The sequence below is a fragment of the Leifsonia soli genome (assembly GCF_013408745.1).
Taxonomy (GTDB): domain Bacteria; phylum Actinomycetota; class Actinomycetes; order Actinomycetales; family Microbacteriaceae; genus Leifsonia; species Leifsonia soli.
On record NZ_JACCBJ010000001.1, the window covers coordinates 341,296 to 356,019 of the forward strand.

At 70.5% G+C, this 14,724-nt stretch carries 13 protein-coding genes; 5 read left to right on the top strand and 8 right to left on the bottom strand.

Annotation, left to right across the window (positions count from 1 at the left end; translation table 11 throughout):
• Positions 1-77: 77 nt before the first annotated feature.
• The 4 genes from BJ963_RS01640 to BJ963_RS01655 are packed head-to-tail and all read right to left on the bottom strand — an operon-like array spanning position 78 to position 3,464.
• Entirely contained in the window at positions 78-950 is an 873-nt protein-coding gene (locus BJ963_RS01640; RefSeq protein WP_179454137.1) for an NAD(P)H-hydrate dehydratase, read from the bottom strand.
• Entirely contained in the window at positions 943-1,650 is a 708-nt protein-coding gene (locus BJ963_RS01645; RefSeq protein ID WP_179454139.1) for a histidine phosphatase family protein, read from the bottom strand. Before BJ963_RS01645 ends, BJ963_RS01640 begins: the two co-directional genes overlap by 8 nt.
• Positions 1,647-2,597 carry a hypothetical protein gene (locus BJ963_RS01650; protein WP_179454141.1) on the bottom strand — a complete coding sequence of 317 codons (951 nt, stop codon included), beginning with the start codon at positions 2,595-2,597 and terminating at the stop codon, positions 1,647-1,649. The genes BJ963_RS01645 and BJ963_RS01650 overlap by 4 nt, the downstream gene beginning before the upstream one ends.
• A 9-nt stretch (positions 2,598-2,606) precedes the next feature.
• A complete protein-coding gene (locus tag BJ963_RS01655; RefSeq protein WP_089912773.1) occupies positions 2,607-3,464 on the bottom strand; it encodes a helix-turn-helix transcriptional regulator in 858 nt (285 codons plus the stop codon).
• A 101-nt stretch (positions 3,465-3,565) separates the two neighbouring features.
• Here BJ963_RS01655 and BJ963_RS01660 point away from each other — a divergent pair, with 101 nt between their 5' ends.
• Positions 3,566-4,339 carry an SDR family oxidoreductase gene (locus tag BJ963_RS01660; protein WP_179454143.1) on the top strand — a complete coding sequence of 258 codons (774 nt, stop codon included), beginning with the start codon at positions 3,566-3,568 and terminating at the stop codon, positions 4,337-4,339.
• Positions 4,340-4,345: 6 nt separating this feature from the next.
• On the opposite strand, the gene BJ963_RS01665 is transcribed toward BJ963_RS01660, so the two are convergent.
• From BJ963_RS01665 to BJ963_RS01675, 3 genes are all read right to left on the bottom strand, one after another.
• Positions 4,346-5,431, bottom strand: coding sequence for a DNA glycosylase AlkZ-like family protein (locus tag BJ963_RS01665; RefSeq protein ID WP_179454145.1), 1,086 nt, complete (start codon positions 5,429-5,431; stop codon positions 4,346-4,348).
• A 4-nt stretch (positions 5,432-5,435) separates the two neighbouring features.
• Positions 5,436-6,146 carry an alpha/beta fold hydrolase gene (locus BJ963_RS01670; protein ID WP_089912765.1) on the bottom strand — a complete coding sequence of 237 codons (711 nt, stop codon included), beginning with the start codon at positions 6,144-6,146 and terminating at the stop codon, positions 5,436-5,438.
• A 68-nt stretch (positions 6,147-6,214) separates the two neighbouring features.
• The gene (locus BJ963_RS01675) at positions 6,215-6,679 is read right to left on the bottom strand and encodes a DUF2000 family protein (protein WP_179454147.1); all 465 of its coding nucleotides are present in this window, start codon (positions 6,677-6,679) and stop codon (positions 6,215-6,217) included.
• 103 nt (positions 6,680-6,782) lie between these two features.
• Here BJ963_RS01675 and BJ963_RS01680 point away from each other — a divergent pair, with 103 nt between their 5' ends.
• The 3 genes from BJ963_RS01680 (at position 6,783) to BJ963_RS01690 (ending at position 10,770) form a co-directional block, all read left to right on the top strand.
• Positions 6,783-7,238: an Lrp/AsnC family transcriptional regulator gene (locus BJ963_RS01680; RefSeq protein WP_089912759.1), complete on the top strand. Its 456-nt coding sequence runs from the start codon at positions 6,783-6,785 to the stop codon at positions 7,236-7,238.
• 57 nt (positions 7,239-7,295) lie between these two features.
• Positions 7,296-8,114: an aldo/keto reductase gene (locus tag BJ963_RS01685; protein WP_179454149.1), complete on the top strand. Its 819-nt coding sequence runs from the start codon at positions 7,296-7,298 to the stop codon at positions 8,112-8,114.
• A gap of 112 nt (positions 8,115-8,226) precedes the next feature.
• A complete protein-coding gene (locus BJ963_RS01690) occupies positions 8,227-10,770 on the top strand; it encodes an AAA family ATPase (RefSeq protein WP_179454151.1) in 2,544 nt (847 codons plus the stop codon).
• A 67-nt stretch (positions 10,771-10,837) separates the two neighbouring features.
• Here BJ963_RS01690 and BJ963_RS01695 read toward each other — a convergent pair whose 3' ends face one another.
• A complete protein-coding gene (locus BJ963_RS01695; RefSeq protein ID WP_089912750.1) occupies positions 10,838-11,929 on the bottom strand; it encodes a type I restriction endonuclease in 1,092 nt (363 codons plus the stop codon).
• Positions 11,930-12,238: 309 nt separating this feature from the next.
• Between BJ963_RS01695 and BJ963_RS01700 the strand changes: the two genes are divergently transcribed.
• Complete coding sequence (locus BJ963_RS01700; protein ID WP_179454153.1) at positions 12,239-14,719, top strand: transglycosylase domain-containing protein; 2,481 nt, start codon at positions 12,239-12,241, stop codon at positions 14,717-14,719.
• The last annotated feature ends 5 nt before the right edge of the window (positions 14,720-14,724 follow it).

Consider the following 14,724-nt stretch of genomic DNA (forward strand, 5'->3'; position numbering starts at 1 on the left):
GGGCTGAGAGTATCGCTGCGCACGTTCGCGCGGCTAGACATGTTCCGCACGAACACCCGGTGGATCGGCCTCCCGCGTCAGGAGAGGGCGTCGAGCTCCACGGTCAGGCGGTCGACGATCTCCGAGGCCAGGTAGCCGAGCCGGCCGACGCTCCCGGCCAGTGCGTCGCCCGAGACGGCGTGCAGAAACGTGCCCCACGCCGCCGCCTGCAGCGGGTCCGCGCCGCGTGCGGCGAGCCCGGTGATCGCGCCGGCCAGCGCATCCCCGCTGCCCGAGGTGCCGAGGCCGGGGTCCCCGTCGCCGACGGTCAGCAGCCGGCCGTCGGGTGAGGCGACCCGCCCGAAGCAGCTCACGGTCGCGCGGTACCGGCGGGCGAGCTCGACGGTGTCGGCATCCAGGTCGTCGGCGTCGCGGCCGAGCAGCCGGGAGGCCTCCTCGGTGTTCGGCGTGAGGATGCGCGGCACGTCGCCCGCGAGGCGCGGATGCCCGGCGAGGGCGCCGAGGGCGAACGCGTCCAGGACGAGCACGGTGTCGTGGCCGACCGCGCGGGCGACCCGGGGGATCATCCGGGCGGTCTCCGTCGCGTCGTCCAGGCCCGGCCCGAGGAGCACGGCATCGGCGGCGCCGAGGTCGCCGGCCGCCGCGCGGACGCCGGTGCCGCGCACACTCCCGGATGACGTCTCGGGGAGCGGCACGACCCCGCTCTCCGGCAGCGCGACGGCCATCGGTCCTGCGACGGACGCGCCGACCGCGAGGGTGAGCCGGCCGGCGCCGACCCGCAGGGCCGCCCGCCCGGCGAGAAGGGCGGCACCGGGGGAGCGCAGGGCGCCCCCGACGACGACCACCTGGCCGCGGGACCGCTTCGATCCGGTCGGCTCGGGCAGCGGCCAGGTGCGCAGCAGCTCGGGGGTGACACGCTCGGCCGCCGCGGCCGTCCTCCGCTCACGCATCGGTGCGCGCCTGGCCGGGATGCTGCGTGGCCGGGAGCCCGGCGACCGCGACGTGGGCGTCGTCGGCGAAGGTGCGAAGCGTCCACTCGGAGCCGTCGCCGCTCAGCTCGGTGACCGACGCGTTCGCGACGGGATGCGTCAGCAGGTGCTCGGCGAGCTGCGCCTCGGTCAGGCGCAGCAGCACGGAGAGGAAGAGGCTGACGACGGCGTCATGCGCGAACACCACCACCGTGTCGGCGTCGGGCAGATCGCGCAGGAACGAGCGGATGCGCAGCGCCACATCCGTCCACGCCTCGCCTCCCGGCGGCCGGTAGTAGAACTTGCCCGCCCAGCGCCTCCGCTCCGCCTCCAGCGGCAGACGCCGCTCCACGCCGAGGGCGGTGAGGCGGTCGAGGATGCCGAGCTCGCGGTCGCGCAGACGCTCGTCGAGCCGGAGCGGCATCTCTTCCCCCAGGGCCAGGCGCGCCGTCTGGACGGCACGGCGGTAGGGCGAGCTGAACAGGACGGCGTCCGAGGGCAGGGCGTCGCGGAGCCGGGCGCCGAGCGCGGCGGCCTGCAGCTCGCCGAGGGGGGAGAGCGTGATGTCGGGGTCGCGCGCGTCGACGGCGATGACGTCGGCGCCCGCGGCCTCCGCTGCGGCCGCGGCGACGTTCGCCGTGCTCTCGCCGTGCCGGATCAGGAGCAGGGTGCGAGCGGTCATGCCCCGGACTGTACGCCCGCCCAGTCGAGCACGCGCAAGGCTCGCAGGGTGTTCCAGCGGCTGGGCTCTCCGATCTCTTCGAGCGGGAGGGCCGGGCGGCCCGGGAGCACCCGGTCGAGGGGCCAGCGGCCGTCCGGCGCCCGCCGGGAGAGCACCACCTCCACGGCCTCGGCGATGCGCTCCGCGACCCGGCCCTCGGCGCGGAGGCCGGAGGCGCGCAGGTGATCGAGGCCGCGCAGCACGTCGTAATGCCAGTAGTACGGGAAAGTGAATCGCAGCCACTGCTCGTCGATCAGCTCGCCGGTCGACCGGCGGCGCATCATCCCGCGCACCAGCAGGTAGTCCTGTCCGCGCTTCAGGGGCTCGTCCAAATCGGTGCGCCCGGTCGCGGCGCGATACGCCGCGAGACCCTCGATGACGCAGATCGTGCTGTGGAACGAGCCGGGTGCATCCGTGGTCTCGGCATAGCAGTTCCAGCCTCCGTCGGTCTGCTGGCCGTCGAGGAGCTTGCGGACGAGCACGTCGGCCGGCCGGTCGAGGGCTGCGGCGGCCGTGAGCACCCGGCCGTTGATGCACGGTTCGACCTCGCCGTCGAAGAACGGGCTGTCGTCCCACTCCTCACCCCAGTCGACGTTGGCGGCGACGCGATCGATCGCCTCCCTGGTGCGCTCGCCCTGTGCGCCGAACAGCCCGAGCAGCAGCACGATGTCGTCCGTCGCGTCGCGATCCTCCGGCTTCCACACCGTGCCGCCCCAGGTCCCGCGGTCGTCCTGGCGGCTCAGCAGCTCGGCGCCCCAGCCCTCGCGTTCCACCCGGGAGCGCTCCTCGGCGACCTCGTCCGGCGGCGCGCCCAGCACATCCTGCATGGTCTGCCAGCGGATGGCCGGGTCGCCCTCCAGCAGCCAGCGGATGACGGCGTCGTCTCGGCTCCCTCGCCCTTCGCTCACGCGGCCAGGCTACTCCCGCGGTGTGGCGGCGGCGAACGACTGGGTGCCGAGCACGCCGAGGAGCGCCAGCTTCTCGGCGGCCTCCGTGCGCGGCGCGGCCGTCAGCACGAGCAGGCACTGCGACTGGTCCTCGGTGAACAGGGCCTGGCAGTCGAGCTCGATGGGTCCCAGCTCCGGGTGGAGCAGGGTCTTGTGGTCCTCGAAGCGGCGGGCGACCTCGTGGCGCTCCCACAGCTCCGCGAACTCCGGGCTCTCCGCCAGCAGCGCACGCACCAGCTCACCGGCCCGGGAGCGCGGACCGAGGGCGCCGTACGCATCCCGCAGGGAGGCGACCTGCGCTCGGCTCTGCCGGGCGCGGTCCTCGGGCGGATACTGCGTGCGGGCGTTCTCGGGATCGGTGAACCAGCGGTAGTACTCGCTGCGTGCGAGGCCGGTGTACCCGGAGCGGTCGCCGAGCAGCGCGACGGCCATGCGGTTCTGCACGAGCGTCTCGCCGAGATTCGAGAGGACCAGCGCCGGGGTGTCCTCCAGCCGGTCGAGCACGCGTTGCAGGGCGGGGGAGACGTGGCCGCCCCCGGAGAACCGGTCGGGGGTGTTGTGCCCGGCGACCCGGTACAGGTAGTCGCGCTCGTCGTCGGTGAGGCGCAGGGCCCTGGCGAGCGACGACAGCATCTGCTCGCTCGGCTGTGGTCCTCGTCGCTGCTCGAGGCGGGTGTAGTAGTCGGTGGACATGGCCGCGAGCAGCGCGACCTCCTCGCGCCGGAGCCCGGGAGCGCGACGGCGCAGTCCGTTCGGGAGTCCGACGTCCTCCGGGCGCAGCGTCTCGCGGTGGCGGCGCAGGAAGTCGGCGAGTGCGGCACGGTCCATCCCTCCATGATGGCGGTCGCGGCCGGCGCGAACCAGGGACGCCCGATCCCTGGATGACTGCTCCACTTCCTCGCCCTGTCCGGCCCCCGCACAGTGGAGCCATGAACATCACAGGGAACACCGTCTTCATCCCCGGCGCCACCAGCGGCATCGGGCTCGCCCTCGCCGTCGCCCTCCACGAGCGCGGCAACTCCGTCATCGTCGGAGGGCGGCGCACCGAGCTGCTCGAGCAGATCGCCGCCGAGCACCCGGGCATCGACACCGTGCGGATCGACACGGCGGATGCCGAGAGCATCCGCTCAGCGGCAGCCGAGGTGCTGGCCGCCCACCCGGATCTCAACGTCCTCGTCGCCATGGCGGGCATCATGCGGGTCGAGGACTGGCACACGCCGGCCGGCTTCCTCGACTCGGCCGAATCGATCGTGGCCACCAACGTCCTCGGCCCGATCCGCCTGATCGCCGCGTTCGTCGAGCACCTGCAGACCCGTCCGGATGCAACGATCGTCACCGTGTCGTCCGGCCTGGCCTTCAGCCCGCTCAAGGCGACGCCCAGCTACAACGCCAGCAAGGCGGCCATCCACATGCTCAGCGAGAGCATCCGGCTGCAGTTGGCCGACACGACCGTGAAGATCGTGGAGCTGGAGCCGCCGGCTGTGCGCACCGGACTGCTGCCCGGGCAGGAGGAGAGCGAGTTCGCCATGCCGCTCGACGAGTTCGTCGCCGAGGTGATGACCCTCATCGAGACGCAGCCGGACGCGAAGGAGCTCCAGGTGGAGCGCGTCAAGTTCCTGCGCTACGGGGAGGCCCGCGGCGACTACGACCGGGTGGTCGAGGTGCTCAACGCCTCCGACCCGCACGGCAAGGACGCGGCCTGACCACGCTCACGAGCGGGCGACCGTCAGCCCCAGCCACGCGGCGAGTTCGTCGATCGCCGCGTCGACGGCGTCGCGTGTGCCCGGGCTGAACGGCTCGTCCTCGTGGACGGCGGCGACCCGCAGCAGGCCGGCCTTCCTGTCGGCGGTGGCGTCGAGCTTTCCGACCAGGCGGTCCTCGTGCAGGATCGGCAGCGCGAAGTAGCCCCAGCGGCGCTTCGCCGCCGGCTTGTACATCTCCAGCAGGTACTCGAAGCCGAACAGCTCCTGCGACCTGACCCGGTCGTGGATGAGCCGATCGAACGGCGACAGGAGTGCCGTGCGGCCTGCGAACGGCCTGCCGACCGCGGCGGGATCGACCCGCCACTCGCGGTCGCTGCCGTCGACCCGCACGGGGACGCCCGCCTCCCCGACGAGCTGCGGGCGCGCGATCCCGAGCGCCCGCAGCCGGCGCTCGTCCCGCAGGCGGGTGGCCTCCGGCTCGGGGACGACCTCGATGTCCGCCGGGTACACCCGCTCGGCGAGGTCCCAGGTGCGCTGGCGGCCGATCCGCCCGGCGACGGCGACCTCCCCGAGCCCCTGCAGCAGCTCGAGCATATGGGTGACGTTCTTCTCGTGCGTCCAGCCGCTCGACTGCCACGGCACCTCCGCCGTGTCCGGGATGTCCTTCGACAGCAGCGGCCCCGCCTCGCGCAGCCGATCCAGGACGTCGCGCCGGAACCTCGGATTCGCCGCAAGCCAGTCGCGCCATCCGCGGTGGATCGGGCCCGCCGCCATCCGCGCCAGGTTCAGCCCGAGGTCGGCGACCGGGCGGACCATGGCGAACGGAGGCTGCACGGGGTCGTCCTGCGCCTTCAGCTCGTAGAGCGCCCTGTCGCGCTCGACCGCCTGCAGCAGCTGCTCCGGGTCGTACGACGCACCGAGGCGTGTGAACGCGATCAGATCGGCGCTCGGCGCGACGGCGGCGGTCGGGTCGAGCTGCAGGAACGTCAGGTGCTCGACGAGCGGCACGAGGCCGGCCGGCCACTCGGCGTCGAGCCGCTGCGCGCGCACGGCGATGCGCCGCGCCTCGTCGCGATCCAGCACCCCCGCCATGGGCTCAGCGGTCGGCGAGCTCGGCGAGCAGGGCGCCGAGCTCGGACGGTCGGGTGAACATCGGCCAGTGGCCGGTCGGCAGCTCCACCACGTCCCACCGCTCCAGCCGCCCGACCTCCGCGACGGCCGGCTCGCCGCCGTCGAGCCACGACCGCAGGTCGGCCGGCGTGAACTCGCAGGCCACGATGGTCGCGGGCACGGCACGGCGGTGCGCGTCATCGGTCAGCTCGATCGGGCCGGCGACCACGTCGGCCGGCTCCGGCACCGCGATGCGGCGGAACTCGTCGCGCTGCTCGTCGGTGAGGTCGACGAGGTCGGCGTCCTCGAAGTCCTCCCAATCCGGGAGCTCGACCTGGCCGTCCGCCGCAGGCAGATCGGGTGCGACCGAGCCGCCGGGGCCGAGCGGCCAGGAGTCGACGTACACGGTCCGCGCGATGCGGTCGGGGCGGAGGCCGGTCGCCGCGTAGGCCAGAGGGCCGCCGCCGGAGTGCCCGACGAGCACCACATCCCGCTCGTCGCCGCCGGTCTCGTCGATCGCTCGGACGATCGCGTCCACGTGGTCGCGCACGCGGATGCGGCTGCGATCGGCGTCGCGCGACTCGAGGCCGGGCAGTGTCAGCGGGTGCGCCGTATGGCCCGCCTCCTCGATCGCGGGGATCACCTCCCGCCACGCGTCGGCGCCGAGCCAGAATCCGGGGACCAGAACCATCTGCATGGGGCGACGCTACCGCGGGGCGCCGACATCGGGCAGGGGCGTCCGTCGGGCAGGGGTGCCCGGCGGGCTCAAAGCAGGGCGAGCCGCCCGACGATGCGGTCGACGCGGTTCCTCGGGCCGACCACGCTCACCGCGTAATAGGGGAGGGCGTCGGATGCTGTTCCTGCGACCGCGTCGAGGTATTCGTCGTAGACCCGCGTCAGCTGCGCGGCGGCGGGCATGTCGGCCACGAACACGTCGTCCGCCGCGGCCGCCTTCGCCCGGATCGCCGTCAGCTGCTCTGCGCTCGCCCGGAGCACCGAGACCCCCGCCCAGGGGAGACCGGGATGCGCACCGCCGTCCGCATCCACCGCGTCCGGACCGAGCAGGCCGGTCACACCCGACGCCGTCGCCGCCGCTGTGCAGATCGCCGCATTGGCCGCGATGCCCGCGGGGAGGGACTCGTCGACGACCACGACCCACTTCAGCCGCGCCGCACGCGTCGGCGCCGCTGTGTCCACGTCATCGGGCAGGAAACCGATCAGATCCGCCACCTGTCTTCCTTTCATTCGGTTGAATGCGCTCGAAGCTACAGATAACGGGAGCTGCGCGCTGGAACTCCGAACGAAATTCGATAGCGACGCTATTCTGGGCGTCGTGGACGAACTTGATCGGGCGATCCTGCGGGAACTGCAGTCGGATGCGCGGAAGAGCAACCGCGATGTCGCCGCCGCCGTCGGCGTCTCGCCGAGCACAGCCCTGGAACGGACCAGGGCGCTTCGGCGCAGGGGCATCATCCGCGGGGCGCTGCTCGACGTCGACCTCGCCTCCATCGGCCGGCCGGTGCAGGCGCTCATCGCTGTGCGCATCCGGCCGCCGTCGCGGCCCGTCATCGAAGGCTTCCGCGACTGGGTCGCCTCACTGCCGGAGACGCTCGGCGTGTTCGTCACGAGCGGCAACGAGGACTTCATCGTGCACGTCGCCGTCCCCGACAACGACAGCCTGTACGCGTTCGTCATCGACCGCTTGACGCAGCGGCGCGAGATCGCCGACGTGCGCACCAGCGTCGTCTACGAGCACCTGCGCAACGGGAGCCCGGAGCCGGTGGACTGAGTCCGCCCGCGGGTTACCATGTGCGGCACCGCATCCTTTCCGAGAGGGGAACAGCCCATGCCCGCACTGACCGACACCTTCACCCTGTCGAACGGCGTCACCATCCCGAAGATCGGCTTCGGCACCTGGCAGATCCCCGACGGCTCCGAGACCTACGACTCCGTCCGCACCGCTCTCGACGCCGGGTACCGGCACATCGACACCGCGCGCGCCTACGGCAACGAGGCGAGCGTCAGCCGGGCGGTGCGCGACAGCGGCGTGCCGCGCGAGGAGATCTTCATCACGACCAAGTGCCCGGCGGAGGTGAAGGATGCGGAGGGCGCCCGGCACGCCTTCGACCGCTCCACCGCCCTGCTCGACCTCGGCGCGATCGACCTCTACCTCATCCACGCGCCGTGGCCGTGGAACGCGATCGGCAGCGACCACCGCGCCGGCAACATCGAGGTCTGGAAGGTCTTCGAGGAGCTGTACGAGCAGGGCCGCACCCGCGCGATCGGCGTGAGCAACTTCGAGGTCGCCGACCTCGAATCCCTGATCGACGCGACCGACGTCGTCCCGCACGCGAACCAGATCCGCTGGTTCGTCGGCAACACCCAGCCCGAGACCACCGCGTACAGCAAGGAGCACGACATCCTCGTCGAGGGCTACTCGCCGCTCGCGACCGGGCGACTGCTCGACAACGCCGACATCAAGGAGATCGCCGACAAATACGGAAAGTCGGTGGCGCAGGTGAGCATCCGCTACCTCCTGCAGAAGGACATCCTGCCGCTGCCGAAATCGACCACCCCCGAGCGCATCCGCGAGAACGCCGACGTCGACTTCGAGCTCTCGGCGGAGGACGTCGCCGCTCTCGACGCCCTCGACGCGGGTGAGTGACGGGTCGCGGCCGCATCCGGGCATGACGGAATTCGGGCTCACGGGAATACGGGTGTCCCTCCTGCGTTGGACTTGAGTGCACAAGGCTCAACTTTCAGAAACAGGAGAACACGTGCCTGAGAACTTCACTCCCGACGGTGACGGCGCCAACTCGTTCGACGAGTTCCTCGCCCGGTACCTCGCGGGTGAGCGTGCGCGTAACGCACGCTCCATCGACATCAGCCGCTTCCTCAGCCGGCGCACCCAGGAGATCCTGGCGGAGGCCGGACGGTTCGCGCTGCAGCACGGCCACAGCGAGCTCGACGCGCTGCACGTGCTGCGCGTGATGGCCGAGCAGGAGCCGGCCGCCGACGCCATGCGCCGCATCGGCGTCGACCCCTCCCGGGTGGCCGAGGCCGCCGAGTCGCGCCTGCCCGCCCCGGGCGACGTGATCGAGGCGGACGGCGCATCCATCACCGGGCCGCTTCAGCGCGCCCTCTTCCACGCGTACCAGGTGGCTCAGGCCTCCGGCTCGACCTACATCGACCCCGAGCACGTGTTCTTCGCGCTCGTGATCGGGCGGGACGCCCCGGCCGGCCGTGTGCTGCAGGCCGCGGGTGTGACGCCGGAGGCGCTCACCGAGGCGATGCGCCAGAGCACCACCGTCGGCGCCGGTCAGCCCGGCGACCCCGATGCGCAGGGCGACTCGCAGACCCCGATGCTCGACCAGTTCGGCACCGACCTGACCGCGCTCGCGCGGGACGGCCGCCTGGACCCGGTGATCGGACGTCTGGACGAGATCGAGCAGACCGTCGAGATCCTCTCCCGCCGCACCAAGAACAACCCGGTGCTGGTCGGTGAGGCCGGCGTCGGCAAGACCGCGATCGTCGAGGGCCTCGCCCGCGCGATCGTCGCGGGCGACGTGCCCGAGCAGCTGCAGGACAAGAAGGTCGTCTCGCTCGACCTCGCCGGGATGGTCGCAGGTACCCGGTACCGCGGCGACTTCGAGGAGCGGCTCACCAAGCTCATGGACGAGATCAGCGACGGCAAGGACGAGCTGATCGTGTTCATCGACGAGCTGCACACCGTGGTCGGCGCCGGAGGGTCCGGCGAGTCCGGCGGAATGGACGCGGGCAACATCCTGAAGCCCCGTCTCGCCCGCGGCGACCTGCACCTGGTCGGTGCGACCACGCTCAAGGAGTACCGCCGCATCGAGAAGGACCCTGCGCTGGAGCGCCGCTTCCAGCCGGTGACCGTCGGCGAGCCGTCGGTGGAGGACGCCGTCCTCATCCTCGACGGGCTCCGCGGCGCGTACGAGGAGCACCACGGCGTGACCTACACGGCCGACGCGATCCGCGCCGCCGTCGAGCTCTCCGACCGGTACATCTCGGACCGCTTCCTCCCGGACAAGGCGATCGACCTGATCGACCAGGCCGGTGCGCGCCTGCGCCTGTCGCTGGGCAAGCGCGTCGACTCGTCCGCCCTGATGGAGCGCCTGGCCACGCTGGAGTCCGAGAAGAACTCCGCCGTCGCGGCCGAGCACTACGAGGAGGCCTCCCGCCTGCGCGACGAGATCGAGGCCGTGCAGCGTTCGCTGGACGAGCTCGGTTCCGCTCCGCGGGTGGACGCGGTCGTCGGCGAGCCCGAGATCGCGGCCATCGTCTCCCGGTCGACCGGCATCCCCGTCTCGCGCATCGGCGAGGCCGACCGTGAGCGCCTGGCGCGGCTCGAGTCCGAGCTGCACCACCGCGTGATCGGCCAGGACGACGCGGTCGTCGCGGTCGCGAAGGCCGTCCGCCGCAACCGCACCGGCCTCGGCGACGAGCGTCGCCCGGTCGGCAGCTTCCTCTTCCTCGGCCCGACCGGCGTGGGGAAGACCGAGCTGGCGAAGTCGCTCGCGTCGTCGCTGTTCGGCGACGAGAAGGCGATGCTGCGATTCGACATGAGCGAGTTCGGCGAGCGTCACACCGTTGCCCGACTGGTCGGCGCCCCTCCCGGGTACGTCGGCTACGACGAGGCCGGTCAGTTGACCGAGCGCGTCCGGCGCAACCCGTACTCGGTCGTCCTGTTCGACGAGATCGAGAAGGCGCACCCCGACGTGTTCAACCTGCTGCTGCAGGTGCTCGACGACGGCCGCCTCACCGACGGCCAGGGCCGGACGGTCGACTTCCGCAACACGGTCGTCATCATGACCTCCAACCTGGGCTCGGAGTTCCTGGCATCGAAGAGCGGCGCGCTCGGCTTCGTCCCGATGGGCTCGGACGGCTTTTCCTCGGAGAAGGACATCCGCGACCGGGTCATGGGCAAGCTGCGCGAGGCCATGCGCCCCGAGTTCCTGAACCGCATCGACGAGATCGTGCTGTTCCGGAAGCTGGACGCCGAGCAGCTGCGCGACATCGTGCGCCTGCTGCTCACCGCGACGGCCTCCCGGCTGTCCGCCCGCGACATCGCCTTCGAGGCGACGGATGCGGCGGTCGCCTGGATCGCGGACGCGGGCTACGAGCCGGAGTACGGCGCCCGTCCGCTCCGCCGGGTCATCCAGCGCGAGGTCGACGACCGCATCGCCGAGCTCATGGTGTCGGGCGAGCTGGAGGAGGGCGGCCGCGTGATCGTGGACGCCGAGGCCGGCGACCTGCGGGTCGCCGCCGCTCCCGCGGCCTTCCCCGTGGCGGCGTAACCCGCCGCGTTTCATACAGAAGGCACCGACCCGCAGGGGTCGGTGCCTTCTGTATGCGGAGGGAGCCCTAGGCGTAGCGCCGAACCGCCGCCCGAATATCCTCGGCGAAGCCGTAGATCTCGTCCAGCGAGGCCAGCTCGTGACGGGTCTCGTTCTTGTCTTCGTCGAAGAGGCCGAGGTACTTCTTCGATTTCCCATTGAAATGAAGCCGTGCCAGCGGCTTCCGATTGTTGTCGTCAAGGATGACCGCAAAGTACGACTTGGAATCCCGCTGCGCGACCCGCTGTGGCTTCACTTCGCTGCAGGCGATCGCCTTGATGATCTGGTAGCCCTCGAGCTCTTCGAGCGTGGTCTCGATCTCGGTGTCGCGGTTCAGATCGTCCTCGGCAGCAGGCTGGCTGCTCACGGTCTCGCCGGGGGCGGGCTCGACCGAGGCGTAGCTCGCGCCCCCGAGCGCCGTCTTGAGCCGCTCGTTGGCTTGGTCGTTGAGGAACTGCTTTGTTGCCTTCGTGACCAGGGGCGTGAACTGATCGCGCACGCGCTGCGTGATGACGCCGTCATAGACCCGGCTGATGAAGAATCGGGTCCACTCGTCTTCCGGCTCCCGGAACTGCGTGGCAAGGACCCGCTTGATCTGACCGATGTACTTGAGTTCCCCCGCCGCGTTGATGACGGATTCCAGATCGAATGAGTCCTTCGTGAGCTTGCGAAGCTCGGCGATCAAGGTCTCGTCGATATCCAGTAGATCGAGCACCAGGAAGGGTTTGTCGTCCATCCGGTTCGGAGCGTCGAGGTCTGTATAGAACTGATAGACCTGGCCGTTCGTCAGCACCGCGACGCGCGCGTTGGTCACCGCGAAGTACCGGAAGAGTTGCGAAGCATTCTCGATCGTCAGAGCTTCCGTCGACTTCTTCGTCTCGATCAGCATCTGAACCTCGCCATCGCGAACGATGGCGTAGTCGATCTTCTCGCCCTTCTTGATTCCGACGTCCGCGGTGAATTCCGGGACGACCTCCAGCGGGTCGAAGACGTCGTACCCCAGCACGTTCGAGATGAACGGCATGACGAAAGCGTTCTTCGTTGCTTCCTCGGTGTGAATGGCCTCCCGCTGGTTGGCGACCTTCTGCGCCATAGCAGCCAAGACTTCTGCAAACTCCATGTGGAACTCCCCGATTGAATCTCACAGAGACACTAGCGATGGTCGGCCCATGGGCGGACCTACGCGGCCCTATTGGCACCCCAACTGGGGGCGGCTCGCGCGCAGCATGCGGGATCCGTCCGATCAGGCTGGCGTCTGCCCTCGCCGTCATGAGATCGAGTTGACGCAACACGCCGTCCGTCTCGCACGCGCGACGGCGTGTTGCGTCAACTATGCGGGCGGCCGGAGCGTTCGCATCCTGAACGTCTCCAAAGGCATGCACATGCAAACCCCTGGACTCGTCCAGGCGCGGCTGGTTTGTTGGAAGGCGTGCCCGCATCCGATCGACCCCGCAATCCCCGCCTGGCCGCCATCGACGAGCGGCTGGAGCCCGTCAAGCGCTTCGAGCTGAAGCCCGCCCGTACCCGCGGCGGGCTCGTCGCGCAGTTCCTCGGCCTCGCGCTGGTCGCCGCGGTGCTCAGCTCGCTCTTCCTGCTGCCCGGCTTCCTGGGAGTCGGCGTCACGGCGGCGGCCGGGGTCAGCGACTTCAACGCGCTGCCCGCGAACCTCCACATCCAGCAGTTCGCGCAGAACTCGACCGTCTACGCCAAGCAGGGCGGCCAGGATGTGCCCATCGCCACGTTCTACGCCCAGAACCGGCAGGACGTCACCTGGGACCAGATCGCGCAGACGGTGAAGGACGCGACCGTCTCGGCCGAGGACCCCCGCTTCTACACCGAGGGGGCCGTCGACATCTGGGGCACCCTCCGCGGCGCCGTCGCCACGGTCGCGGGAGGCGACGTGCAGGGCGGATCGTCGATCACGCAGCAGTACGTGAAGAACGTCGAAGTGGAGAAGTGCGAGGCGCTCACCAGCCAGAAGAAGGTGGAGGCGTGCTACGCGGACGCCGCGGGCGTGACCCTCCAGCGCAAGGTGCAGGAGATGCGCTACGCCGTCGAGGTGGAGAAGACCTACAGCAAGAAGGACATCCTCACCGGGTACCTCAACGTCGTCGGCTTCGGCGGCCAGGTGTACGGGGTGCAGGCGGCCGCGCAGTACTACTTCAACACCACCGCGGCGAAGCTCGATCTCGCCCAGGCGGCCACCCTCGCGGCCATCCTGAACAACCCCGCGAACCTGCGCATCGACCAGCCGTCGAACGCGGACAACGGTGCCGCCAACGGCTACAAGCTCACCAAGGAGCGCCGCGACTACGTGCTCGACCGCATGTACGTCACGCACACCATCACGAAGCAGCAGCGCGACGCGGCGAAGGCGACCCCCATCCAGCCGACGATCACCCCGACGACGCAGGGATGCGCGGCAGCGCAGCAGTTCAACGCCGCGTTCTTCTGCGATTACGTCCGCGACGTGATCCTCAACGACCCGGCGTACGGCGCCACCGGGGACGACCGCTGGCAGACGCTCAACCGCGGCGGCCTGAAGATCTACACCACCCTCAACCTCGACCTGCAGCAGGTGGCGCAGGCCTCCCTCAACGCGTACATCCCCGCCTCCCGCCCCGGCATCGACCTGGGCGCCAGCAACGTGGCGCTGGAGCTGGGCACTGGGCGCATCGTGACCATGGTGCAGAACCGCACCTTCAACAACACGGACACCCCGATCGACGGGACGACCGCCGTCAACTACAACACCGACGAGGACTACGGCGGCTCGCAGGGATTCCAGACCGGCTCGACGTTCAAGGCGTTCGACCTGGCGGCGTGGCTGGAGGCCGGCCACGGGCTCTACGAGACGGTGAACGCCTCGCAGCACGTCTTCCCGACATCCGACTTCACCAACACCTGCGCGAACATCGACGGTCCCGACTGGCCCGTCACGAACGACGAGGGCTCGGCGAGCCGGCTGTCCGTGATGGCCGCCACCGCCCAGTCGGTCAACACCGCCTTCGCCGAGATGGGCACCAAGGTCGACCTCTGCTCGATCGTGAACGCCGCGAAGGCGCTCGACGTGCATCCCGCCTCGAAGAGCAACGCCTGGGTGCAGACGCCGTCGCTGATCCTCGGGACGAACTACATCTCCCCGCTGACGATGGCGACCGCGTACGCGGGCATCGCCGACAACGGCACGGTGTGCACGCCGGTCGCGATCGACCGCGTCGTCAACGCCGACGGCACCGACCACAAGGTCAGCAAGACCACGTGCACGCAGGGGCTGAAGCCGGACATCGCCGCGGGCGTGACCTACGCGCTGCAGGGCGTCATCAAGGGCGGGGGAACCGCCGCGAGCGCCAACCCGTACGACGGCACCCCGATCATGGCGAAGACGGGAACCACCGACAACTCGCTGGAGAACTGGCTGATCACATCCACCACCAAGGTCGCCACCGCCACCTGGGTCGGGAACGTGTCCGGCTCCACTCCGCTGCGATCGCTGTCCTTCAAGGGGGTCGGCGGCGGCAACGTGAAGTTCTCGATCGCCAAGCCGATCCTCAAGGCGGTGAACGCGCTGTACGGCGGAGACGCCTTCACAAAGCCGACGAGCGCGGTGCTCTACGGGCAGCAGATCACGATGCCGGATGTGACGGGCAAGGCGCCGGACGTCGCGCAGAAGCTGCTCGAGGGGCTCGGCCTCGACGTCGCCGTCGACCCGACACCCGTGGCCAGCGACCAGCCCGCGGGCACGATCGCGGCCAGCGACCCGACGGCGGGGACCGAGCTCGAGGACGGGGACACGGTGACGCTGACGGTGAGCAACGGGCAGGGGGGTCAGGCCACGGACAACCCGGCTCCCGGTGGCAGCAGCAGCACACCGACGCCGACGCCGCCGGGCAAGAAGAAGGGCGGCTGACCCGC

Bases quoted from the DNA above. Each gene is read 5' to 3' on its own strand.
- BJ963_RS01660 (WP_179454143.1), top strand. From the start codon at position 3,566: ATGAACATCACAGGGAACACCGTCTTCATCCCCGGCGCCACCAGCGGC.
- BJ963_RS01685 (WP_179454149.1), top strand. From the start codon at position 7,296: ATGCCCGCACTGACCGACACCTTCACCCTGTCGAACGGCGTCACCATC.
- BJ963_RS01695 (WP_089912750.1), bottom strand. From the start codon at position 11,929: ATGGAGTTTGCAGAAGTCTTGGCTGCTATGGCGCAGAAGGTCGCCAAC.
- BJ963_RS01645 (WP_179454139.1), bottom strand. From the start codon at position 1,650: ATGACCGCTCGCACCCTGCTCCTGATCCGGCACGGCGAGAGCACGGCG.
- BJ963_RS01655 (WP_089912773.1), bottom strand. From the start codon at position 3,464: ATGGACCGTGCCGCACTCGCCGACTTCCTGCGCCGCCACCGCGAGACG.
- BJ963_RS01640 (WP_179454137.1), bottom strand. From the start codon at position 950: ATGCGTGAGCGGAGGACGGCCGCGGCGGCCGAGCGTGTCACCCCCGAG.
- BJ963_RS01665 (WP_179454145.1), bottom strand. From the start codon at position 5,431: ATGGCGGGGGTGCTGGATCGCGACGAGGCGCGGCGCATCGCCGTGCGC.
- BJ963_RS01670 (WP_089912765.1), bottom strand. From the start codon at position 6,146: ATGCAGATGGTTCTGGTCCCCGGATTCTGGCTCGGCGCCGACGCGTGG.